General features: G+C 69.8%; 6 protein-coding genes and 3 pseudogenes. 7 read left to right on the forward strand and 2 right to left on the reverse strand.

Annotation, left to right across the window (positions count from 1 at the left end; all coding sequences use genetic code 11):
* Nucleotides 1-4 precede the first annotated feature (4 nt).
* Nucleotides 5-583 carry a TetR/AcrR family transcriptional regulator gene (locus BLV72_RS42750; protein ID WP_167746523.1) on the reverse strand — a complete coding sequence of 193 codons (579 nt, stop codon included), beginning with the start codon at nt 581-583 and terminating at the stop codon, nt 5-7.
* An 84-nt stretch (nt 584-667) separates the two neighbouring features.
* Nucleotides 668-1,918, reverse strand: a complete 1,251-nt coding sequence (locus BLV72_RS42755) for an MFS transporter (protein ID WP_093469245.1) — start codon at nt 1,916-1,918, stop codon at nt 668-670.
* 135 nt (nt 1,919-2,053) lie between these two features.
* Here BLV72_RS42755 and BLV72_RS42760 point away from each other — a divergent pair, with 135 nt between their 5' ends.
* From BLV72_RS42760 to BLV72_RS51690, 7 genes and pseudogenes are all read left to right on the forward strand, one after another.
* Nucleotides 2,054-2,983: a LysR family transcriptional regulator gene (locus tag BLV72_RS42760; protein ID WP_093470858.1), complete on the forward strand. Its 930-nt coding sequence runs from the start codon at nt 2,054-2,056 to the stop codon at nt 2,981-2,983.
* 236 nt (nt 2,984-3,219) lie between these two features.
* Nucleotides 3,220-3,597: a hypothetical protein gene (locus BLV72_RS47555; protein ID WP_143059862.1), complete on the forward strand. Its 378-nt coding sequence runs from the start codon at nt 3,220-3,222 to the stop codon at nt 3,595-3,597.
* Between the two features lie 189 nt (nt 3,598-3,786).
* Nucleotides 3,787-5,574, forward strand: a pseudogene (locus BLV72_RS52280) (condensation domain-containing protein); the annotation flags it as partial.
* Nucleotides 5,575-5,585: 11 nt separating this feature from the next.
* The gene (locus BLV72_RS52285; RefSeq protein ID WP_280143065.1) at nt 5,586-8,375 is read left to right on the forward strand and encodes an amino acid adenylation domain-containing protein; all 2,790 of its coding nucleotides are present in this window, start codon (nt 5,586-5,588) and stop codon (nt 8,373-8,375) included.
* A gap of 107 nt (nt 8,376-8,482) precedes the next feature.
* Nucleotides 8,483-9,111 (forward strand): annotated as a pseudogene (locus BLV72_RS52290) (beta-ketoacyl [acyl carrier protein] synthase domain-containing protein); the annotation flags it as partial.
* 93 nt (nt 9,112-9,204) lie between these two features.
* A pseudogene (locus BLV72_RS52295) lies at nt 9,205-10,944 on the forward strand (type I polyketide synthase); the annotation flags it as partial.
* Nucleotides 10,924-25,515, forward strand: coding sequence for a type I polyketide synthase (locus tag BLV72_RS51690; protein ID WP_483153946.1), 14,592 nt, complete (start codon nt 10,924-10,926; stop codon nt 25,513-25,515). The pseudogene BLV72_RS52295 and the gene BLV72_RS51690, both read left to right, overlap by 21 nt.
* Nucleotides 25,516-25,538: the final 23 nt, after the last annotated feature.

A 25,538-nucleotide genomic window follows, 5' to 3' on the forward strand; every position in this document is an offset into this window, starting at 1 on the left:
CGGATCAGGTGTCGGACTCGAGGGCCTGGGCGATCCTCCGCAGGCCCGTGGCCACCTCCCGCGCCGAGGGGGCGCGCTCGGGATCGACCAGCCACTGCTGGGTCAGACCGGCGATCAGTGCCATGTGCACCGACCCGACCGCACGGGCCACCTCGCCCTCCGCGTCCTCGATGCCGTGCAGCTCGGCCGCCAGCGCCGTACGGGACCGTTCGAACGCCTCGGCGAGCTGCTGCCGGACCTCGGCGGAACGTTCGGCCTGGGCGAGCGCTTCCGCGCTGGCCACCAGCAGCGGCCGGTCCGTGGTCTCGGACTCGATGATCCGGGCCCACATCGACTCCACTCGCGCCCCGCCCCCGGATGCCGGGACGGTCTCCGCCGACCCGGACCGCACCTTCTCGCTCCACTCGTCGAGCGATTCCAGGAGCGCCGCGTTGAGCAGCCGCTCCTTCGAGCCGTAGTGGTAATTGATCGTGCCGAGCGGCGCGTTGGCGGCGGCGGCGATGTCACGGGAGGTCGTACGGGCGAATCCCCGCTCCTCCAGGCACCGCTTCGCCCCGGCCATCAACTGTTCCCGATGTCCCATGCCGACCACCCTACCCCAGTCTTGAACGTACGTTCAGAACGATCGTTCAGGACATGCGTTCAGAATGGTCATGCGGACTCCGAATCAGGTGTGGCTCGGCGCCGGCTCCTGTTCGGGGCGGGGCGCGTCGTACTCGTGCCGGGGGAGGAGGAGCGGGGTCGCCAGGCTGAGGACTCCGGCTGTGGCGATCGCGATCCGGGGGCCGGTGACAGCGGCCAGCAGGCCCCACAGGGCGGTCAGGGTCGCGATGGTGGCCTTGCTGGAGACCGACCACGCGGAGAGGGTGCGGGCGACCCGGTCCGCCGGGGTCCGGTCGAGCCGATAGGTGGCGTACAGCGGGGTGAACACGCCCATGCAGCAGATCAGCCCCAGCTCGACCGCCATGACCAGCACCAGCCCCGGTGTACCGGGGCGGACGAAGGCCAACCCCGGCAGCCAGCACGCCCGCAGCGCCCCCGAGATCAGCATGACCCGGTGCCGTCCGAACCGTGCCGCCAGCCGGGGAGCCAGCCGGGAGCCGATCAGACCCCCGACGCACGGCAGTGTGAAAGCCATCGCGTACTGCCAGGGCGCGAACCCCAGGCTGCCCAGCATGAGCACGGCGAGCAGCGGCGCGGTCGCCATGATCAGCCCGCCCACCAGGACCTGGTTGAAGAACAGCGGGCGCAGCGCCGGGTGGGTCAGAATGCACCGCCAGCCCTCCAGCAGCTCACCGGCGCGGAGCCGTGGAGGCGGGCCGGTGCGCTCGGGGCGTGGCTCCGTGCCGCCGATCGCACGGATCCCCGCCGCGGAGAGCAGAAAGCTGACCGCGTTGGCCGCCACGGCCATCACCGGACCGAAGAGCCCGATCGCGGCCCCGCCGATCTGGGGTCCGAGCATGGTGGCGGTCCAGGACGTGGACTCGAACCGCGCGTTCGCCACCAGCAGGTCCTCCCGCGGCACGAGCGCCTTCAGGCACGCGCCACTGGCGGCGGTGAAGGCGATGTCGGCCGCGGAGACGACGACCGACACGACCACGAGCTGGACGAAGGTGAGCCGGTCGAGCAGATACAGAACGGGGACGGTCATCAGGGCCGCGAACCGGACCACATCCATCGTGATCATCACCGGCCGCTTGCGGCGGAACTCCATCCACGGCCCGAGCGGCAGCGCCACTGCCGCACCCACCGCCAGCCCCGCGGCCGCCAGCAGCGACACCTGGGCTGCCCCGGCATGGAGCACCATGATCGCGATCATCGGGAACGCGTCGAACGCGAGCCAGGTGCCGAACGCGCTGACCGCGTACGCCGCCCAGAGCCATCCGAACTGCCGCCCCAGCTTCCGCCTCGCCCCCATGTGCAGCGCACTCCCCGCCATCTCGCCCGAAGAACCTCATGTAGAACGGGCGATATCCAAGCGAGCCGGGGCGGGCGGTTCAAACAACGCCCTCGACATGCCACAACCATGAGTTGTGCGGCTAAGGTGGCCGACGTGGACCTCAAGGCCGTGCGCACCTTCGTCGCCGTCGCGGACGCGGGCCAGTTCCAGGAGGCGGCCGCCGAGCTGTCCATCACCCAGCAGGCCGTCTCCAAGCGCATCGCCGCGCTGGAGAAGGAGCTCGGTGTGCGGCTTTTCACCCGCACCGCGCGCGGAGCCCGGCTCACCATCGACGGGCAGGCGTTCCTGCCCCACGCCCGGGAGCTGTTGCGGGCCGAGGAGCGGGCCGCCGCCTCCGTACGCCCCGGCCGCCGCGCACTGCGCGTCGATGTGATCGGGCGGCGGCTCGCACCGGCCGATCTGCTGCGCGGATTCCACCGCGCGCACCCCGAGGTCGAACTCGATGTGGTGACCCTCTTCGACGCCGACGCGGCCATCGCCGCCGTACGCACCGGCACGATCGACGCGTCGTTCCGGGCGGTCACCCTGCCCGCGCGGCGGCTCCCGGGCGGCATCGAGGCCAGCCGGGTCCATGACGAGCCCATCCAGCTCCTCACCGGACCGTCCCATGAACTCGCCGCCGCCCGCGAGGTCACCCCGGCCGAGCTCGCCGGGCACCGGATCTGGATGCCGGGCATCGTGCCCGGTACCGAATGGGCCGCCTACTACGACGACCTCGCCACCGCGTTCGGGATCACCATCGACGCGATCGGCCCGTACTTCGGGCCCGAGCCGCTCCTCGACACGATCGCCGACTCCTCGACGCTGGCGACCTTCGTCGGCGAACGGACCCGCCTGGTCTGGCCCGCCGACTACGGGCTGCGGCGCATCGCGGTGCGCCACCCGACCCCGGTCTACCCGCATTCGCTGATCTGGCACCGCGACAACCCGCACTCCGCCCTCAGCGCGCTCCGCGACCACCTCGCCTCCGCGCCGCCCGGCCACCGTGACACCGACGCCTGGACACCCAAATGGGCATGGTGACCGAAATCACCTCGCGTCACCGCCGACTGGCGGATCACACGGGCGGTGAGTTCGCGCAGGTCGGCAACTCCCGCTATTTATCGCCGAAAAGGTGCGGGTTGACAGCGGATCAGCCAACGATCTAGGTTCACCTCAGGGGACTCGCTGGACGGCGAACGGGGGCTGTGGTGAGTGTTTTGGCGTTGCGCGCATCCGATATCACGAGGATCGCGCGACCGGTTACGCATGCTGTCTTAATGGACCGAATGACCGACCGGTTGACCTCAGGAAATGCTGTCTTGGATCGCGAGGATCGCGAGGAAAGCGACATCTCACCGCAGCGTGGCGGATTTCGCGGAAGTTCCCTGTTCAGCCCCGGCGTCACCGCATGGCTGCCGCCTCATGGATCCAGCAAGAGCCTGGTGGGCGCCGGTGCGCGAGCTGTCACTCAACCGTCCGTCCACTCCGCGGAGTTCGAGGCGCGCCGGATGCTCGCCTCGGATATCGACGCCGCCCACCCGGTGAGTTTCAGCCGACGGGCGAACTTCGACGGACTCCGGGTCCTTGTATGCCGCACGTCCAATACCAGCGCGGGCCGGGGCGATGGTGCACCGGTGCTGCTGACTTCCCTTTAAACGGCGTCCGCGCCATAGCTGGGCAAGCATCAGCGGCAGTATCAGCGAAATAATCGCGCAAAACCATTTCCATCAGTCGTCGGGGAAGGCTGTGTTGTGGGGCAATCAGGCGCGCCCAAATCCCAAGGTCTCAGCGCGGCCATGAGCAATCTCTTCGAGCGCACCAGGCGAAAGGAATCCACGGGTGTGGTGCCCGTCGCCAGGGACCGTGAGCTCAGGGCGTCATTCGCGCAGCGACGACTGTGGTTTCTGGACCAGCTGGAGCCCGGCAACGCCTCGTACAACCTCCCCTTCGCGGTGCGGGTGCGCGGCCGCCTGGACGTCGCTCATCTCTCCCGGGCCCTTTCGCTGGTGGTCGCCCGGCACGAGGCGCTGCGCACCAGCTTCACCGAGACCGGCGGCCAACCGGTGCAGCGGATCCAGCCCCCCGCCCCCGTCCCGGTGCGGATCGCATCGGTGCCCGACGGCCCGGAGGAGGAGCGGCTTGCCGCGGTCCGGCAACTGGCCGGAGCGGAGATCACCGAGCCCTTCGACCTGAGCACCGGACCCCTGCTGCGGGCCAAGGTGCTGCGGCTGGACGAACATGACCACGTGCTGCTGCTGACGGTGCACCATGTGGCCACGGACGCCTGGTCACAGGGCATTCTGGTGGGTGAGCTGTCCGCCGCGTACGAGGCGCTCGACGCCGGGCGGGAGCCCGTACTGCCGCCGCTGCCCGTGCAGTACGCCGACTACGCGGAGTGGGAGCGCGACTGGCTGTCCGGTCCGACCTTGCGCCGCCAGCTGGACTACTGGACGAAGCGGCTCGACGGTATGGCACCCGCGCTGGAGCTGCCCACCGACCGGCCCAGGCCCTCGGTCGCCCGCCAGGAAGGCGACGCGGTGCGCTGGGAGCTGCCCGCCGAACTGATCCGGGCCGCCCGCCGGCTGGGCGCCGGTGAGAACGCGACCCTCTACATGACCTTGCTGGCCGCCTTCCAGCTGGTCCTGGGCCGGTATGTGGACAGCGACGACATCACGGTGGGCACCCCCGTGGCCAACCGGGGGCGCGCCGAGGTCGAGGGCCTCATCGGGTTCTTCGTCAATACCGTGGTGCTGCGGACCGACCTGTCCGGCGACCCCACCTTCCGCCAACTGCTGGCACGGGTCCGGGACATGGCGGCCGGTGCCTTCGCCCATGGCGACCTGCCGTTCGAGTATCTGGTGGAGCAGGTGCACCCGGAGCGGGACCTGTCCCGGAACCCCCTGGTACAGGTGCTCTTCCAGATGATCAACGTGCCGGGGGAGCGGCTCGCCCTGCCCGGCGCGGAGACCGAGCCCTACGATCACGGCCGGATCCTCACGCGCATGGACCTGGAGGTCCATCTCGTCGAGACCGAGGACGGCGTGCTCGGCCACATCGTCTTCAGCAAGGCCCTGTTCGACAGGAGCACCGTCGAACGGCTGCTGCACCATGTCACCGTCGTCCTGCGAGGTGTTCTGGCCGAGCCGGACCGGCCCCTCTCCGAGATCTCCCCGCTCGACGACGCCGAGCGGACGAAGGTCCTGGAGGAGTTCAACCACACCACGGGCCCCGTACCGGCCGGATCGCTGCCCGCGCTCTTCACCGCCCAGGCCGAGCGCCGCCCCGGCGCGGTGGCCGTGATCAGCGGTGGCGACCGCATCACCTACGCCGAGCTGGACCAGCGGTCGAACCAGCTCGCCCACCTCCTGGAGAGCCGGGGGATCGGCCCCGAGACCCTGGTCGGGCTGTGTGTCGACCGCGGTGCCGAGATGATCGTGGCCATCCTCGCGATCCTCAAGCTCGGAGCGGCCTATGTGCCGATCGACCCGAACCACCCCCGGGACCGCGTCCAGTTCGTACTGGCCGACGCCGGGGTGACCGTCGCCGTCACCCAGCAGCGCTTCACCAGCCTGCTCGCAACGCCCTCCGAAACGGAGGCCGGGACGCCCGGGATCCGGCTCATCCTGCTCGACGCCGAGCGCGCATCGCTCACCAGCCGGCCCCGACCCCGCCCACGGCACGGCCCAGCGCCCAGAACCTCGCCTATGTCATCTACACCTCCGGCTCCACCGGAGTCCCCAAGGGCATCCTCATGCCCGCCTCCTGTGTGCTCAACCTGGTGGCCTGGCAGAAGAAGGCCCTGCCGATCGGCCCCGACGCCAAGACGGCCCAGTTCGCCACGCTGACCTTCGACATCTCGCTCCAGGAGATCTTCTCGGCGCTGCTGTACGGCGAGACGATCGTCATCCCCGGCGAGGAACTGCGCATGGACCCCGTCGAGTTCGCCCGATGGATCCACACCCACGAGATCGACCAGCTCTTCGTACCGAACGTGATGCTGCGGGCGATCTCCGAGGAGGTGGATCCGCACGGCACCGAGCTGGCCGCGCTGCGCCATCTCTCACAGGCCGGAGAACCCCTCTCCCTCCACCACGATCTGCGCGAGCTGTGCGCCCGCCGCCCCGAGCTGCGGCTGCACAACCACTACGGTCCCAGCGAAGCCCATGTGGTGACCTCGTACTCGCTCCCCGCCGAGGTGGCCGAGTGGCCGCTCACCGCCCCCATCGGCCGCCCGATCGGCAACACCCGGGTGTACGTTGTCGACCGGCGGCTCCGGCCCGTCCCCGTGGGAGTGCCCGGTGAGCTGTGCGTGGCCGGAGCGGGCCTGGCCAGGGGCTATCTCGGCCGCCCGGACCTGACCGCCTCCCGGTTCGTGGCAAACCCGTTCCACGGCGATGGATCGCGTATGTACCGCTCCGGCGACCTGGTGCGCTGGCTGCCCGACGGCAACCTGGAATACCTCGGCCGGATCGACGACCAGGTGAAGATCCGCGGCTTCCGGATCGAACCGGGCGAGATCGAGGCGATCCTGGCCAGGCACCAGGACGTGCTCCACACGGCCGTGATGGTGCGTGAGGACACCCCGGGGGACAAGCGGCTGGTGGCCTATGTGGTGGCCGATGCCACCGCCGCGGACCGGCACGACCGGCTGACCGAAACCCTGCGCCGGCACGTCGAGTCCGCGGTGCCCGAGTACATGGTGCCCTCTGCCTTCGTCCTGCTGGACACCATGCCCCTGACCTCGGGCGGCAAGATCGACCGTAAGGCGCTGCCTGCCCCGGACCTGCGCACCGTGCTCGAGGTCGGCTACGTCGCCCCCCGCACCCCCGAGGAAGAGGCCGTCTGCCGGGTCTACGCGGATCTGCTCGGCGCCACCAGGGTCGGTATCGACGACGACTTCTTCGCATTGGGCGGCCATTCCCTCATCGCCACCCGGGTGGTCGCCAGGCTCCGGACCGCCCTTGGCATCGACGTACCGCTGAAGACCGTTTTCCAGCAGCGCACCCCCAGGGAACTGGCGGCCACGCTCACCGCCGCGGCCCGCTCCGTTCCCGAACCCGAGCTGCCGCCACTGGTCCCCGCCCGGCGCGATCGGCCCGTCCCCCTCACCTTCGCACAGCAGCAGACGGACCTCTTCTTCGGTGATGTCCTCGAGGCCGGGCACTGGAACATCCCCATGGCCGTGCGGGTGTCTGGCGAACTGGACCTCGACTGCCTGCGGCGGTCGATGGACCTGCTGATCGACCGGCACGAGGCCCTGCGCACCACCTTCGTCAAGGAAGCCGACGGATACGTCCAGGTGATCCGGCCGCATGTGCCGGGCCAGGTGGAGGTGGCCGAGGCGGACGACGAGGCCGAAGCCTCCGTACTGGCCGGACAGGAGGCGGCCCGGCCCTTCGACCTCACGAGCGGCCCACTGGCGCGGCTGCGCGTGCTCCGCCTGGCCGAGCTCGACCATGTGCTGGTGCTCACCCTGCACCATCTGGTCACCGACGGCTGGTCCCAGGGTGTGCTGGTCCGCGATCTGTCCGTCGTGTACTCGGCGCTGCTGCGCGGCGCCGAACCCGATCTGCCACCCGTGCCCGTCCAGTACGCCGATGTGGCGAACTGGGAGCGCGAGTGGTTGCGCGGGGATCTGCTGCGACGCCAACTCGACTACTGGCAGCGGCACTTCGACGGCATGGCGCCCGCCGAACTGCCCACCGACCGGCCCCGCGCCACGTCCGCCCGGTACGAGAGCGGCGTCCACCACTGGCGACTGCCGAAGGACGCCGTGGAGGCGGCCCGGCGGTTGGGCGAATCGTCCAGCGCCACCTTGTACATGACGCTGCTCACCGCGCTGAAGGTGGTCATGTCCGCCCGCTCGGACAACCAGGACGTCCTCGTCGGCGTGCCCATGGCCAACCGTGGCCGGGACGAACTGGAAAACGTGGTGGGCCTCGTCTCCAAGATGCTGGCGCTGCGCACCGAGGTCTCCGGCGCCACCGACTTCGGCACACTGCTGGCCACGGTGCGCGATGCGATGTCCGACGCCTTTACGCACCAGGACGTGCCGTTCGTCTCCGTACTCAAGCACTCGGACAAGCCCACCGGCGGCCACGCCGGGAAGTGGCTGTCGGACGATCCGCCGGTAAAGGTGATCTTCCAGATCGTCAACACCCCACAGCGACCGCTGATGCTCACCGGGCTGACCGCCGAACCGTTTCTGATGACCCACCCCCCGGTGACCGTCAACGTGGACATGGAGATCGACCTGTACGAGAACGCGGAGGACGGCGGCCTCGCCGGCACCGTGCTGTTCAGCACGTCCCTCTTCGACCGCGCCACGATCGAGCGGTTCTGCGACGACGTGGTGGCGGTGGTCTCCACGGCCGCCGCGGACCCCGGACGGTCGGTCTCGCAGGTCTGGCAGGTCCGAGGGCGCGATCAGTGAACGACGACCCCGCAGGTGATTCGGCGAACGGTCCGGCAGACCGTTCCGCACACGATTCCGCCCCGAGGAACAGCATGGAACCGGACGAGGCCATCGCCGTTGTCGGAATGTCCTGCCGCTTTCCGCAGGCACCCGATCCCGAGGCGTTCTGGAGGCTGCTGAGCGAGGGCGTCTCGGCGATCAGCGAGGTGCCCGCCGGGCGGTGGACCGACGACGCTTCCATGCCGCCCGCCATCCGCCACGGCGGCTTCATCGACGACGTCGATCGTTTCGATGCCGCGTTCTTCGGCATCTCGCCACGCGAAGCCGTGACGATGGACCCCAGCAGCGGCTGATACTGGAGCTGGGATGGGAGGGGCTGGAGGACGCGGGCATCGTGCCCGCCACCCTGCGGGGAGCCACCGTCGGCGCGTTCATCGGCGCCGGGTCCGCCGACTACGCCTCGCTGATCAGCGCCCGCGGCCGCTCGCACCACACGCTGACCGGCGTCCAGCGCGGCATGATCGCGAACCGGCTCTCCCATGTGCTCGGCCTGAGCGGTCCCAGCGTGACCGTCGACGCGGCCCAGGCGTCCTCCCTGGTCGCGGTGCATATGGCCGTGGAGAGCCTGCGTCGCGGCGAGTCACGGCTCGCGCTGGCGGGCGGGGTGAACCTGAACCTCTCCGCGGAAACCGCCGCCGACATCGCCGCGTTCGGCGCGCTCTCCCCGGACGGCCGCTGCTTCACCTTCGACGCCCGCGCCAATGGCTATGTGCGGGGTGAGGGCGGTGGCATCGTCGTCCTGAAACCGCTGTCCGGCGCCCTCGCCGACGGCGACACCGTCTACTGCGTGATCGAGGGCAGCGCGGTCAACAACGACGGCGGCGGTACGTCGCTCACCGCCCCCGACCCCCGTGGTCAGCAAGAGGTGCTCCGGCTGGCCCAGCGGCGGGCCGCGGTCTCACCCGGCGCCGTGCAGTACGTGGAACTGCACGGCACCGGAACGGCGCTCGGCGACCCGGTCGAGGCGGCTGCCCTGGGTGCCGTCTTCGGCCGGACCGGGACGGGGCCGGTGCAACTGGGTTCGGTGAAAACCAACATCGGCCACCTCGAAGCCGCCGCCGGTATCGCCGGACTGCTGAAGACGGCACTGGCCATCCACCACCGTCAGCTGCCCGCCAGTCTCCATCACCGCACGCCGAATCCCCGCATCCCCCTGGACGAGCTCAACCTGGAAATGCGTCTGGCACCGGGGGCGTGGCCGAAGGCGGACCACCGCCTGATCGCCGGCGTCAGCTCGTTCGGGATGGGCGGCACCAACTGCCATGTGGTGGTTGCCGAACCACCCGCCGAGGCCCCCTCCCGCGCCTCCGCACACCCGGAGCCCGGGGTCCTCCCGAGCCCGCTTCCGGTCCCTGCCCCTGTCTCCCTCCCGGTCCCGCTCACGCTGTCGGCGTCGACCGCGGACGCGCTGCGGGACCAGGCGGTACGGCTACGGCCGTATGCGGAGCGGTTGCCGAACCTCACCGACCTCGCCTTCTCCCTCGCCACCACCCGAACCACCTTCGAACACCGCGCGGTGCTCATCGCCGGGGAGGCCACCGACGCGGCACCCGGCCTGGACACGCTCGCCGGAGGCGGCACGGCTCCCGGCCTGGTGACCGGCACGGCGAGGGCGGGCAGGCTCGCCTTCGCCTTCGCCGGCCAGGGGTCCCAGCGGCTCGGCATGGGGCGCGAACTCAGCGCCGCCTTCCCCGTGTTCGCCGAAGCTCTCGACGCCGTGTGCACGGCGCTGGACGCACACCTCGACCGTCCCCTTCGGGACGTCATCCACGGCGACGACGCCCAGCTGCTCGACCAGACGCTGTACGCCCAGGCCGGACTCTTCGCCGTGGAGGTGGCACTCTTCCGGCTGCTGGAGGACTTCGGGCTCGTACCGGACGTGCTGATCGGCCACTCCCTCGGCGAAGTGAGCGCCGCCCATGTCGCCGGTGTGCTGTCGCTGGCGGACGCCGCCGCCTTCGTCGCCGCCCGCGGCCGGCTGATGCAGGCCGTGACGGAACCGGGCGCCATGGTCCTGCTCGAAGCGACCGAGGACGAGGCCAGCCGGACCCTCATGACGGGCGAGGCATCGGACGACAGCGCCCGGATCTGCGTGGCCGCGGTCAACGGGCCGACCGCCACGGTGATCTCGGGGGATGAGCGCGCCGTCGTCGACCTCGCGGCGGAGTGGACCCACCGCGGACGCAGAACGAAGCGGCTCCGGACCAGCCACGCCTTCCATTCGCCGCATCTGGACCCCGTCCTCGACGAGCTTCGGCACATCGCCGAGGGCCTCACGTACCGGCCGCCGCGGATACCCCTCATATCGAATGTGACCGGCAGCCGTGCCACGGCGGAAGAGCTGTGTTCCCCGGAGTACTGGGTACGGCATGTCCGCCGGACCGTACGTTTCCTGGACGGCATTCGCGCGCTGGAAGGCGAAGGCGTCACCACCATCGTGGAGCTGGGCCCGGACAGGGCGCTCACCACCCTGGCCCGCGACTGCCTGACCAGGCCCGGGACGCTGGTGGGCACGCTCCGCCGCGACCGGCCCGAGCCACTGGCCCTGGTCACCGCGTTGGCCGAGCTATATGTCTCGGGCGCCGAGGTGGTTTGGGACCCGCTGGTGTCCGGTGGACGGCGGATTCCGCTGCCCACGTACGCCTTCCAGCGGCGGTCGTATTGGTTTTCCGCGTCCGGCCCCGAGGGCGGGGCCAGGCCCGCACCTGCGATCACCTCCGGACCTGCGGTTGTCCCTGGGCCTGAGGACACTTCCGGGTCTGGGGTCGCCTCCGGGCCTGAAGACACTTCCGGACCTGCGGGTTCGGACCCGGTCCGGAGCGGTGGCGAGGTGCTCGGCATGGTCCGGGCGCACGCGGCCGTCGTGCTCGGATACGAGTCGGTGGCGGCCATCGGCGCCGAGCGCACCTTCAAGCAACTGGGGTTCGACTCGATCACCGCCGTCGAGCTGTGCGAACGACTCGGCGAGGCGACCGCCCTCCCTCTGCCCAGCACCTTGTTGTTCGACTATCCGACACCCGCCGCACTCGCCGAGCATCTGCGCCGCAGGCTCCGCGGCGGGGTGGACGAGCGGACTGTGCACGCGACGGAACCGACGCCCGACAGCGGTGATCCGGTGGTGATCGTGGGCATGGGCTGCCGGTTCCCCGGCCGGGTGCACTCGCCGGAGGATCTCTGGCGGATGGTGGCCGATGGCGAAGACGCCATCTCCGGCTTTCCGTCCGACCGGGGCTGGGATCTCGATGGCCTCTACCATCCCGACCCCGACCACCCCGGTACCTCGTACGCACGCGACGGCGGATTCCTGTACGACGCCGCCGAGTTCGACGCGGGGTTCTTCGGCATCTCCCCGCGCGAGGCCGCGGCGATGGACCCGCAGCAGCGGCTGCTGCTGGAGACGGCGTGGGAGGCGTTGGAACAGGCGGGAATTCCCGCGGGGCACCTCAAGGGCAGTGGCACAGGTGTGTTCATCGGAGCCTCGTCGGCCGGCTACGCGGCGGATGCCGGAGAAGCGGCCGAGGGCTATCGGCTGACCGGCACCGCGGCGAGCGTGGCCTCGGGCCGGGTGTCCTACACCCTGGGCCTCGAAGGTCCGGCGGTCACCGTGGACACGGCATGCTCATCGTCGCTGGTGGCATTGCATCTGGCAGCGCAGTCGCTGAGGGCGGGCGAGTGCTCGCTGGCCTTGGCGGGCGGAGTGACGGTGATGGCCACACCGGCGATGTTCGTGGAGTTCTCCCGTCAGCGGGGGCTGGCCGCGGACGGTCGGTGCAAGGCGTTCGCGGCGGCGGCGGACGGCACAGGATGGGCCGAAGGCGTCGGAATGCTGGTGGTCGAGCGGCTGTCGGACGCTGAGCGTCTTGGTCATCGGGTGTTGGCGGTGGTGCGGGGTTCGGCGGTGAATCAGGATGGTGCGTCGAATGGGTTGACGGCGCCGAATGGTCCGTCGCAGCAGCGGGTGATCCGCCAAGCACTGGCCGGTGCGGGGCTTGTGGCGTCGGATGTGGACGCCGTGGAGGCGCACGGTACGGGGACGACGCTGGGCGATCCCATCGAGGCCCAGGCATTGCTGGCCACCTACGGTCAGGACCGGGAACCGCATCGGCCGCTGCTGCTGGGCTCGGTGAAGTCGAATATCGGTCATACGCAGGCGGCGGCGGGTGTGGCCGGTGTGATCAAGATGGTGATGGCGTTGCGCCACGGCGTGCTGCCGCGAACGCTGCATGTGGATGCGCCGTCGCCACACGTCGACTGGTCCGGCGGCCGGGTCGAACTGCTCACCGAGGCAATGCCGTGGCCCACGACCGGTGGCCTGCGCCGAGCGGGCGTCTCGTCGTTCGGAGTGAGCGGCACCAACGCGCACGTCATCCTGGAGCAAGCCCCGGAGACGGCCCAGCCGACCGATTCCATGGGGGAAGGTGGCCCCGAAGCCGCGACGGTCGCCTGGGTGTTGTCGGGTCAGGGCGAGGCGGGGCTACGGGCGCAGGCCGAGCGGCTCCGTGCCTTCCTGGCGCGCGGTCCCCGTCCCACCCCGGCAGAGGTGGGATGGTCGCTGGCATCGACACGTACGACGTTGTCGCACCGGGCGGTGGTCGTGGGGGCTGACTACGACGAGTTGCTGGGCGGTCTGGACGCGGTGGCCGATGGGATGCCCGCGCCCGGAGTGGTACGGGGCACCGGAGCAGCCGGAGACGTGGTGTTCGTCTTCCCGGGTCAGGGGTCGCAGTGGGTCGGGATGGCGTCGGAGTTGATGGATTCCTCGCCGGTGTTCGCGCGGCGGATGCGTGAGTGTGCGGATGCGTTGGCTCCGTTGGTGGAGTGGTCGTTGTGGGATGTGTTGGGTGATGAGGTGGCGCTGGGGCGGGTGGATGTGGTGCAGCCGGTGTTGTGGGCGGTGATGGTGTCGTTGGCGGAGTTGTGGTGTTCGTTTGGTGTGGTGCCGTCGGCGGTGGTGGGTCATTCGCAGGGTGAGATTGCGGCGGCGTGTGTGGCGGGTGGTTTGTCGTTGGAGGATGGGGCGCGGGTGGTGGCCTTGCGGAGTAAGGCGTTGCTGGCTCTGTCGGGTCGGGGTGGGATGGTGTCCGTCCCGGTGGCGGCTGATCGGTTGCGGGATCGTCCGGGGTTGTCGGTGGCGGCGGTGAATGGTCCGGCGTCGACGGTGGTGTCCGGGTCGGTTGAGGTGCTGGATGCGGTGTTGGTGGAGTTTCCGGAGGCCAAGCGGATTCCGGTGGATTACGCCTCGCATTCGGTGCAGGTGGAGGAGATCCGGGAAGAGCTGGCGGAGGCGCTGGCGGGTGTGGAGCCGCGCGAGGGGCGGGTGCCGTTTTATTCGACGGTGACCGGGCGGCTGATGGACACCGCGGAGCTGGATGCGGGGTATTGGTACCGGAATCTGCGCGAGACCGTGGAGTTCCAGGGCACGGTTGAGACCCTCATCCGCCAGGGTCACACGGTGTTCGTCGAGGCGAGCCCGCATCCGGTGCTGACCATCGGCGTCCAGGACACCGCCGACGCCACCGACACCCCGGTCATCACCACCGGATCGCTGCGCCGCGACGACGGCACGATCCAGCGTTTCCTGAGCCACCTGGCCGAGGCCCACGTGCGCGGTGTCCGGGTCGACTGGCGACCGCTCTTCGCCGGTGTCTCGCCCGTCGAGCTGCCGACGTACGCCTTCCAACGGGAACGGTTCTGGCTTGGGGCGGACACTGCCGAGTCCGCCGCGGCCGCGTGGCGATACCGGATCGCCTGGAAGCCACTGCCCGGGATGGACACCCCGGCCCTGCCGGGCACATGGCTGGCGGTGGTCCCCGAAGGAGACGAGTGGGCCATGGCCGGTGCCCGGGCGCTGGCCGAGCGGGGTGGCGCGCGGGTCCGTACTCTCCAGGTGCCGTACGACGCGGAGCGTCAGAGCCTGACCGGGCTGCTGACGGATGTGGTGGGAGCCGATGACATCTCCGGTGTCGTCTCGTTCCTGGCCCTCGACGAGCGTCCGCATCCGACCCATCGGGCCCTGTCCCGGGGGATGGCGCACACTGTCGAGCTGCTGTGTGCGCTCTCCGCCGTCGAGGTCGAGGCGCCGCTGTGGTGTGTGACCCGGTCGGCCGTCGCGGCCCTGCCGGGGGATCCGGAACCCAGCCCCGCGCAGGCGGCGATATGGGGATTCGGACGGGTGGCCGGGCTGGAGCGATCCGGGCACTGGGGCGGCCTGATCGACCTGCCCACGCAGTGGGACGCACGGGTGGCGCGGAGGTTCGTCGCCGTGCTCGCCGAGGCGGGCGGCGAGGACCAGATCGCGGTGCGGTCCTCGGCGGCCCTGGGCCGACGGCTGGAATCGGCGGCCACGACCGGACCGGCCGACGCATGGCGCCCGCACGGCACGGTTCTGATCACCGGAGGCACCGGTGCGCTCGGCGCACAGGTGGCACGGTGGCTGGCACAGGCCGGCGCGGAGCACCTGGTGCTGCTCGGCCGTCGCGGCCCGCAGGCCCCGGGGGCGGCTGCGCTGGAAGACGAACTGACCGCGCTCGGCGTACGAGTGACCATCATGGCCTGCGATGTGACCGACCGGGCCGCTCTCGCCGAGGTGCTGGCGTCGGTGCCGGGCCTCACCGCCGTGGTCCATCTCGCGGGAACCGTGCGGTTCGGCGGTGCGATCGACGCGGATCTCGACGAGTACGCCGCCGTCTTCGACGCCAAGGTCACCGGCGCCCTGCACCTGGACGAGCTGCTCGACCACGCGTCGCTGGAGGCGTTCGTCCTCTTCTCTTCGGCAGCGGCGGTCTGGGGCGGCGCCGGCCAGGCCGGTTACGCGGCGGCGAATGCCCTGCTCGACGGTTTGGCACAGCGGCGCCGAGCACGCGGCCTACCGGCCACCTCGATCGGATGGGGCACCTGGGGCGGCAGCCTCGCGCCCGAGGACGAGGAGCGGCTGAGCCGCATCGGCCTGCGCCCGATGCCGCCGGACTCGGCCGTCGCCGCGCTGCGCCACGTCGTCGGATCGGACGAGCCCTGCCCGGTCATCGCGGACGTCGATTGGGAGACCTTCGGCCCGGCCTTCATGGCCGGTCGGCCCAGCCCCCTGCTCAGCGAACTGCCACAGCTGCGAAAGAGCTCCGGCGCCCCGGCGGTGGCAGGCGACCTCACCGGATTGCGGAGGCGACTGGCCGGGGTGCCAGCGGCCGATCAGGACCGGATGCTGGTGGATCTGGTACGGGAGCATGCGGCCGAACTCCTGGGCCATCGCGACCCGGCGGCCATCGACCCGACGGTGCCCTTCCGGCAACTGGGCTTCGACTCGCTGACGGCGGTCGAGCTGCGGACCCGGCTGAACACGAGTACGGGACTGCGTCTCCCGGCCACCTTGTTGTTCGACCATCCGAGCTGCCGGGCCGTTGCCGACCTGCTGTGCTCGGAACTGCTCGGCGGCGACCCGTCGGGCTCCCTCGCGGTGCCCTCCGCCGAGGAGGCTGTGCCCGTCGGCTCGGTGGCCTTCGACGAGCCGATCGCCATCATCGCGATGAGCTGCCGCTTCCCGGGAGGCATTCACACCCCCGAGGACTTGTGGCGGGTCGTCAGCGAAGGCCGGGAAGTGCTATGCGACTTCCCCGACGACCGCGGCTGGGACACGGACGCGCTGTACGACCCGGATCCGGACCGGCCCGGCACCAGCTATGCGCGTACGGGCGGATTCCTCTACGACGCCGCGGAGTTCGACCCGGAACTCTTCGGCATCTCCCCGCGCGAGGCGCTCGCGATGGACCCCCAGCAGCGACTGCTGCTGGAGTCGGCGTGGCAGGTCTTCGAGCGCGCCAGGATGGCGCCGACCTCCCTGCGATCCAGCAGGACCGGTGTCTTCATCGGCGGCTGGGCCCAGGGCTATCCGTCGGCATCGGACGAGGGATATGCCCTGACCGGCGCCGCGACCAGCGTGATGTCCGGTCGAATCGCCTACGCGCTGGGTCTGGAGGGCCCCGCCCTGACCGTGGACACGGCATGTTCGTCCTCGCTGGTGGCGCTGCATCTGGCGAGCGAGGCGCTGCGGCGGGGCGAGTGTTCGCTGGCGCTCGCGGGTGGCGTGACGGTGATGGCGACGCCCAGCACTTTCGTGGAGTTCTCGCGCCAGCGCGGGCTGGCCCCGGACGGTCGGTGCAAGGCGTTCGCCGGGGCGGCGGACGGCACGGGGTGGGGCGAGGGCGTGGGCATGCTGCTCGTGGAGCGGTTGTCCGATGCTGAGCGCAACGGGCATCGGGTGTTGGCGGTGGTGCGGGGTTCGGCGGTGAATCAGGATGGTGCGTCGAACGGGTTGACGGCGCCGAATGGTCCGTCGCAGCAGCGGGTGATCCGGCAGGCGTTGGCGAATGCCCGTCTGTCGGCGGCGGATGTCGATGCGGTCGAGGCACACGGTACGGGGACGACGCTGGGCGATCCGATCGAGGCGCAGGCCCTGTTGGCCACGTACGGTCAGGATCGGGATCCGGAGCGGCCACTGTGGTTGGGGTCGTTGAAGTCGAATATCGGTCATACGCAGGCGGCGGCGGGTGTGGCCGGTGTGATCAAGATGGTGATGGCGCTGCGGCACGGGGTGTTGCCGCGAACGCTGCATGTGGATGAGCCGACACCGAAGGTGGATTGGTCCACCGGTGCGGTGGAGTTGCTCACCGAGCCGGCCGAGTGGCGGGAGGAAGGTCGACCGCGTCGAGCCGGGGTGTCGGCCTTCGGCGTGAGTGGCACCAATGCCCACGTCATCCTGGAGCAGGCACCGGAAGTGGCGGCCGAGAGCAGGCAGCATCGCGTAGCGCCGGTGGCGGTGCCCTGGGTGCTCTCGGGCGCGAGCGAGGCGGGTCTGCGGGCGCAGATCGAGCAATTGCGGGCCTTCGTCGACGACCATCCCGCGCTTGACCCGGTGGACGTGGGCTGGTCGTTGGCATCTACGCGTGCGCTGCTGCCACATCGCACCGTCGTCGTGGGCACGGACCTTGCCGCACTGCGATATGAGTTGGACGGGGTGGAGCTCACCGGCCCGGTCGGGGCGGATCGTGGCGTGGTGTTCGTCTTCCCGGGTCAGGGGTCGCAGTGGGCCGGGATGGCGTCGGAGTTGGCGGAGTCCTCGCCGGTGTTCGCGCGGCGGATGCGTGAGTGTGCTGATGCGCTGGCTCCGTTCGCTGAGTGGTCGTTGTGGGATGTGTTGGGTGATGAGGTGGCGCTGGGGCGGGTGGATGTGGTGCAGCCGGTGTTGTGGGCGGTGATGGTGTCGTTGGCGGAGTTGTGGTGTTCGTTTGGTGTGGTGCCGTCGGCGGTGGTGGGTCATTCGCAGGGTGAGATTGCGGCGGCGTGTGTGGCGGGTGGTTTGTCGTTGGGGGATGGGGCGCGGGTGGTTGCCTTGCGGAGTAAGGCGTTGCTGGCTCTGTCGGGTCGGGGTGGGATGGTGTCCGTCCCGGTGGCGGCTGATCGGTTGCGGGGTCGTCCGGGGTTGTCGGTGGCGGCGGTGAATGGTCCGGCGTCGACGGTGGTGTCCGGGTCGGTTGAGGTGCTGGATGCGGTGTTGGTGGAGTTTCCGGAGGCCAAGCGGATTCCGGTGGATTACGCCTCGCATTCGGTGCAGGTGGAGGAGATCCAAGGGGAGCTGGCGGAGGCGCTGGCGGGTGTGGAGCCGCGCGAGGGGCGGGTGCCGTTTTATTCGACGGTGACCGGTCGGCTGATGGACACTGCGGAGCTGGATGCGGGGTATTGGTACCGGAATCTGCGCGAGACCGTGGAGTTCCAGGGCACCGTTGAGACCCTCATCCGCCAGGGTCACACGGTGTTTGTCGAGGCGAGCCCGCATCCGGTGCTGACCATCGGCGTCCAGGACACCGCCGACGCCACCGACACCCCGGTCATCACCACCGGATCGCTGCGCCGCGACGACGGCGGCCTGGTTTCCTTCCTCACCGCGCTGGCCCGGTTGCATGTCCGGGGCGTCGCGGTGGAGTGGCGGGCGGCCTTCGCCGGGCTGGAGGCGCAGGCCATCGACCTGCCGACCTACGCCTTCCAGCGTCGGCGCTTCTGGGCGGCTTCCCTCCGGTCGACACCCGGCTCGGCCGAGGTCGACCACCCCCTCGTGGGTGCGGTGGTGCCCTTGCCTGATTCCGGAGGTGCTCTGCTCATCGGTGTGCTTTCGCTGGCCGGTCAGCCGTGGCTGGCCGAACACTCGGTATCCGGTGTGGTCCTGTTCCCGGGGACGGGGTTTGTGGAGTTGGTGTTGCAGGCGGGGTTGCGGTTGGGGTGTGGGGTGGTTGAGGAGTTGACGTTGGAGGGGCCGTTGGTGCTTCCGGAGCGGGGTGAGGTGGAGGTTCAGGTTTCGGTGGGTGGTGCTGGTGAGGGGGGTCGCCGTTCGGTGTCGGTGTTTTCGTGTCGGGAGGGTGAGTGGGTTCGGCATGCGGTGGGTGTGGTGGGGGTGGCGGGTGGTGAGGTGTCGGTTGTGGAGGTGTGGCCGCCGGTGGGTGCGGAGCGGGTTGGGGTGGAGGGGGTTTATGGGGCGTTGGCGGAGCGGGGGTATGCGTATGGGCCGGTGTTCCAGGGGCTGCGGGATGCCTGGCGGCGGGGAGACGAGCTCTTCGTCGAGGCGGTGGTACCGGAGGAGGCGAGAGGTGATGCGGCGCGCTGCGCGATACATCCGGCTCTGCTCGACGCCGGGCTGCACGGCGTCGGACTGGGCGGTCTGATCACCGACGACGGCGGGGCGTATCTCCCGTTCTCCTGGAACGGCGTCAGGCTGCACGCGGTCGGCGCGTGCGCTGTCCGGATGGCGCTGAAGCCCACCGGGCCGGACGCGGTGTCGCTGAGCGTGACCGATGAGGCGGGTGAGGCGGTCCTGTCGGTGGACTCCCTCGTACTCCGACCCGCCCCGGAGGGACAGCTCGCTGACGCCCGGGTCGGCAACCGCGATGCGTTGTATCGGGTGGAGTGGGTGGATGTGGGTGTGTGTGGGGTGGGGTCGTTTGTGGAGTGGGGTGAGGTTGTTGTGGGTGGGGTGGTGCCGGGGTGTGTGGTGTTGTCGGGGGTTGATGTGGTGGGTGTGTTGGAGGTTTTGCGGTTGTGGGTGGGGGATGAGCGGTTTGGGGGTTCGCGGTTGGTGGTGGTGACGCGGGGTGCGGTGTCGGTGGGTGGTGAGGGTGTGGAGGATGTGGGTGGTGGTGCGGTGTGGGGGTTGGTGCGGTCGGCGCAGTCGGAGCATCCGGGGCGGTTTGTGCTGGTGGATGTGGGTGTTGATGAGGGTGTGGAGGGGGTTGGGGTTGGTGGTGTTGGGGGTGTGGTTCCGGATGTGGTGGGGCTGGGGGAGTCGGAGGTTGCGGTGCGTGGGGGTCGGGTGTGGGTGCCGCGGTTGGTGGGTGTGGGTGGTGGTGGTGCGGCTGGTGGTGTGGTTTCGGGTGTGGGTGGTGGTGTGGCGTTGGTGACGGGTGGTACGGGGTTGTTGGGTGGTGTGGTGGCGCGTCATTTGGTGTCGGTGTATGGGGTGGGTGAGGTGGTGTTGGTGAGTCGTCGGGGTTGGGGTGCGCCGGGTGTTGGGGGTTTGGTTGGGGAGTTGGAGGGGTTGGGTGCGCGGGTGCGGGTGGTGGCGTGTGATGTGGGGGATCGGGGTGCGGTGGTGGATTTGGTGGGGTCGATTGAGGGTTTGCGGGTGGTGGTGCATGCGGCGGGTGTGGTGGATGACGGTGTGGTTGGTTCTTTGGATGGGGAGCGGTTGGTTGGGGTGTTGGGGCCGAAGGCGTTGGGGGCTTGGTATTTGCATGAGGTGACGTGTGGGTTGGATCTGTCGGCGTTTGTGTTGTTCTCGTCGGCGGCGGGTGTGTTGGGGAATGCGGGTCAGGGGAGTTATGCGGCGGCGAATGGGTTTTTGGATGCGTTGGCCGCGCATCGGCGGGCGCGAGGGCTGCCGGGGGTGTCCATCGCTTGGGGGTTCTGGGAGGAACGCAGCGAACTGACCACCGATCTGGCCGAGGTCCAACTGTCGAGGATCTCCCGGTCCGTGGGGACGAGCATCAGCAACAAACAAGGACTGGATCTGTTCGACGCGGCGCTCGCCGCCGATGAGGCGATGGTGCTGGCCACGCCCCTGAACCTGCCGGCGCTGCGGGAACAGGCTGCCGCGGGCACATTGCCGTCGATCCTGAGCGGCCTGGTCACCGCCCCCGTCCGTAGGGCGGTGGGGGCCGGAGGCACTCCGGCCGGACTGCGGCACGAACTCGCCGGGGCGACAGACGCCGAAAGGGAACACCGGGTCGTCGGCTTGGTGCAGGAGCACGTGGCCGGTGTCCTCGGCCACGTCTCCGCGGACTCCATCGACACCTCGAGGACCTTCCAGGAGATCGGCTTCGACTCGCTGACCGCGGTGGAACTGCGCAACCGGATCAGCGCGGCCACCGGCGTACGGCTGCCCGCCACCGCCGTCTTCGATCACCCCACTCCCGGGCTGCTGGCCGAGCGCGTACTGGCCGAGGTATGGGGCTCCCTGCCCGCTGCCGCCCCGATGGCGCCGTTGCCGGCCGTCGACGACGATCCGATTGTGATCGTGGGCATGAGCTGCCGCTTCCCCGGAGGTGTCGAGTCCCCCGAGGATCTGTGGCGCCTGGTCGACTCGGCCACCGACGCGGTCTCCGCGCTGCCCACGGACCGGGGTTGGGATCTGGCGACCTTGGCCGGAGCCAAGGACGGCGCCGGTGCCTCGTATGCCCGAGACGGCGGATTCCTCTATGACGCCGCTGAGTTCGACGCCGGGTTCTTCGGTATCTCGCCGCGTGAGGCGCTGGCGATGGATCCGCAGCAGCGGCTGCTGCTGGAGGCGGCCTGGGAGGTGTTCGAGCGGGCCGGAATCGCCCCCGACACGCTCAAAGGCAGCCGGACCGGGGTCTTCACGGGTGTGATGTACCACGACTACGGCTCGTGGCTCGCCGATGTTCCGGAGGACATCGAGGGCTATCGGGGCACGGGCATCGCGGGCAGCGTGGCGTCCGGGCGGCTGGCCTATACGTTCGGTCTGGAGGGGCCTGCCCTGACGGTGGACACGGCGTGTTCATCGTCGCTGGTGGCGCTGCATCTGGCAAGCGAGTCGCTACGGCGCGGTGAGTGCTCGCTGGCGCTCGCGGGCGGGGTCACCGTGCTGGCGACGCCGCAGGTCTTTGTGGAGTTCACACGCCAGGGCGGGCTGGCCGCCGATGGCCGGTGCAAGTCCTTTGCCGCCGGCGCGGATGGGACGGGCTGGTCGGAGGGTGTGGGGCTGCTGTTGGTGGAGCGGTTGTCTGATGCTGAGCGCAACGGGCATCGGGTGTTGGCGGTGGTGCGGGGTTCGGCGGTGAATCAGGATGGTGCGTCGAATGGTTTGACGGCGCCGAATGGTCCGTCGCAGCAGCGGGTGATCCGGCAGGCGCTGGCGAATGCCCGTTTGTCGGCTGTGGATGTGGATGCGGTGGAGGCGCACGGTACGGGGACGACGCTGGGTGATCCGATCGAGGCGCAGGCGTTGTTGGCCACGTACGGTCAGGATCGGGATCCGGAGCGGCCACTGTGGTTGGGGTCGTTGAAGTCGAACATTGGTCATACGCAGGCGGCGGCGGGTGTGGCCGGTGTGATCAAGATGGTGATGGCGATGCGCCACGGTGTGCTGCCGCAGAGCCTGCACATCGACGAGCCGACACCCCATGTGGACTGGTCCGCCGGCGCGGTGGCGCTCCTGGGCGAACAGATGGCGTGGCCGGAGGCCGGGCGGCCCCGCCGCGCCGGAGTCTCATCGTTCGGGGCGAGCGGTACCAACGCCCATGTGATTCTGGAGCAGGCCCCCGACACGACGGGCGAAGCTGAGCCCGGGCCGGAGCGAATTGAACTCCCGGCGATTCCCTGGGTGTTCTCGGCCCGGGACGAGGCGGGTTTGCAAGCGCAGGCCGTACGGCTACGGGCCTTCGCGGAGCGAAATCCGGATCTGGATTCCGCGGATGTGGGGTGGTCGTTGGTGGCTGCTCGTTCTGCGTTGTCGCATCGTGCGGTGGTGGTGGGTGCGGATCGCGCGGGGTTGCTGGGGGCTTTGGAGGGGCCGGTGGTTGTGGGGGTTCCGGTCGGTGGTGGGTTGGGTGTGGTGTTTGCGGGTCAGGGGTCGCAGCGGTTGGGGATGGGGCGTGGGTTGTATGAGGCGTATCCGGTGTTTGCCGCGGCGTGGGATGAGGTGTGTGGGGAGCTGGATCGGTGGTTGGACCGGCCTTTGGGTGAGGTGGTGTGGGGTGATGACGCGGAGTTGATCGGGGCGACGGCGTATACGCAGGCGGGTTTGTTCGCGCTTGAGGTGTCGTTGTTTGCGTTGGTGTCGTCCTGGGGTGTGAAGCCGGATTATCTGCTGGGCCACTCCATCGGTGAGTTGGCGGCGGCGTGTGTGGCGGGTGTGTGGTCGTTGGAGGATGCGGCGCGGGTGGTGGCTGCTCGGGGTCGCTTGATGCAGGCGTTGCCGTCGGGTGGGGCGATGGTTTCTGTGGCGGCGTCGGAGGATGAGGTACGGCCGCTGCTGACCGAGGGCGTGGCCGTCGCGGCGGTGAACGGTCCCGAGTCGGTGGTGTTGTCCGGTGATGAGGCGGCGGTTCGTGCCGTCGAGGAGGTTTTCATCGGGCGGGGGGTGCGGACGCGGTGGTTGCGGGTGAGTCATGCGTTTCATTCGTCGCGTATGGAAGGGATGCTGGCGGAGTTCGGTGAGGTGCTGCGGGGGGTGGAGTTCCGGGCCCCGAATGTGCCGGTGGTGTCGAACGTATCCGGTGTGGTGGCGGGTGAGGAGTTGTGCTCGCCGGAGTATTGGGTGCGTCATGTGCGGGAGACCGTGCGCTTTGCTGACGGGCTGGAGACGCTTCGTGGGTTGGGCGTCGGTACCTTCCTGGAGCTGGGACCGGACGGCACGTTGACCGCTCTGGTCGGTGGCGACGGACTGCCCGTACTGCGTCCGGATCGTCCGGAGCCCCTTACCGTGATGGCCGCTCTGGGCGGGCTATACGTCCGGGGTGTGGAGGTGGATTGGCGGGCGGTGTTTCCGGGTGCTCGGCAGGTGGATTTGCCGACGTATGCGTTCCAGCGTGAGCGGTTCTGGCTGGAGCCGTCCTCGGCCCGGCCCGTGACCAGCGCGGTGGATGCGGCGTTCTGGGATGCGGTCGAGCGTGGGGATTTGGGTTCGTTCGGTATCGACGCCGAGCAGTCGCTCAGCGCGGCTCTGCCCGCCCTGGCGGCATGGCGAAGGGTGCGGCAGGAGCAATCGGTCATCGACGGCTGGCGCTATCGGCTCGGGTGGGCGCCGATTCCGGGAGCCTCCGAAGAGTCCGTCCTCACCGGCACATGGCTGCTGGTGGTCGAGCCCGGCGGCGGCGCCGATGACCTGATGGGTGCGATGCGCGCGGCAGGGGCCGAGGTGCGGAGGGTGACGGTGGCAGACGTCGCGGAACTCGCAGACCCTGCCGCGCCGGAGACCGTCCCTGCCGTGGCGGGTGTGGTGTCGTTGCTGCCCGTCGAGGAGACCGTCCTCTTGCTGCAGACGCTTCGTACGACTGCGCCGCTGTGGTGTGTTACTCGGGGTGCGGTCTCGGTGGCCGACGGGGATGAGGTGGATCCGGATCAGACGGGACTGTGGGGGCTCGGCCGGGTGATCGGTTTGGAGCATCCCGATCGCTGGGGTGGGTTGATCGATCTGCCGCCGGTGGCGGATGAGGGTGTCGGGGCTTGGCTGTGTCGAGTTCTGAGCGGGGCGGCAGGGGAGGACCAGGTGGCGGTCCGTGCCGCTGGAGCGTGGGGTGCCCGGCTGACCCGCGTGGCACCGGCGCCGGACACGTCCGCCGAGTGGCGTGGTCGTGGGGCTGCTTTGGTCACCGGGGGTACGGGCGCACTGGGCGGTCATGTGGCGCGTTGGCTGGCGGGGGCCGGCGTGGAGCGGATTGTGCTGGCGAGTCGTCGAGGGGCCGAGGCACCCGGCGTCGCGGAGTTGGTGGCGGGGTTGGAGGCATCGGGTGCGGTGGTGTCGGTGGTGGGGTGTGACGTGGCTGATCGAGGAGAGGCCGCGGCGTTGGTGGCGGGGATCGCGGATTTGCGCGTGGTGGTTCATGCGGCGGGTGTGCTGGATGACGGTGTGTTGGAGTCGCTGACCCCGGAGCGGATCCGGGAGGTGATGCGGGTCAAGGTCGCGGGGGCGCGGCACCTGGATGAGTTGACGCGGGGTCGGGATTTGGATGCCTTCGTGTTGTTCTCGTCGGCTGCGGGGACGCTGGGCAACGCGGGCCAGGGGAGCTATGCGGCGGCCAACGCCGTTCTGGACGGACTGGCCCAGCGGCGCCGGGCCGAGGGGCTGGTGGCCACGTCTGTGGCCTGGGGAGCCTGGGCCGACAGCGGCATGGGGGCGGCTCAGCGACAGCTCCCCGGGATGCCCCCGGATCTGGCGATCGCCGCGCTTCAGCAGTCACTGGTCGCGGACGAGACCACGATGATGATCGCGGATGTGGAGTGGTCGAGCTTTGGCTCCCGGTTCACCGCCGTACGGCCGAGCCCGCTGCTGAGCGAACTACTCACGATCGCCACCCCTCCTATGGAACCGGTCGAGGAATTCGCCACCCGGCTGCGGGGCATGTCGCGGATCGAGCGCGACCGGGCGGTGCTGGAACTGGTCCGTACTCATGTGGCGGCCGTGCTGGGACATGCGAAGCCCGCCTCCGTCGACCCCTCGCGGACCTTCCAGGAGGTCGGCTTCGACTCGCTCACCGCGGTGGAGCTGCGGAACCGGCTGGCCACCGTCACCGGCGTACCGTTCCCGGCGTCGGTCATCTTCGACTATCCGACCACCGCGGCGCTCGCCGACCACGTCCTGGCCCAACTCCTCCAGGGCGAATCCGAGGACGATACGACGTCCGTGCTCGACGAGCTGAACCGGCTCGAAGCGGTGTTGTCCGACCTGTCCCCGAGCGACGTGGCCGGTGCCGAGGTCGCCGCGAAGATCAAGAGCCTGCTGTCCCACTGGGGCGCGGCCACCGACCGTGACATTGAACTGGATTCCGCGACGGACGAGGAGATGTTCGACCTCCTCGGCAAGGAATTCGGTATCTCGTGAACCTGCCGTCGAGTTCGACTCCG

It is taken from the genome of Streptomyces melanosporofaciens, from assembly GCF_900105695.1.
Lineage (GTDB): Bacteria > Actinomycetota > Actinomycetes > Streptomycetales > Streptomycetaceae > Streptomyces > Streptomyces antimycoticus.

Excerpts from the sequence above, each read along its gene's own strand:
- BLV72_RS42750 (WP_167746523.1), bottom strand. The coding sequence starts at position 583 with ATGGGACATCGGGAACAGTTGATGGCCGGGGCGAAGCGGTGCCTGGAG.
- BLV72_RS42755 (WP_093469245.1), bottom strand. The coding sequence starts at position 1,918 with ATGGGGGCGAGGCGGAAGCTGGGGCGGCAGTTCGGATGGCTCTGGGCG.
- BLV72_RS47555 (WP_143059862.1), top strand. The coding sequence starts at position 3,220 with ATGGACCGAATGACCGACCGGTTGACCTCAGGAAATGCTGTCTTGGAT.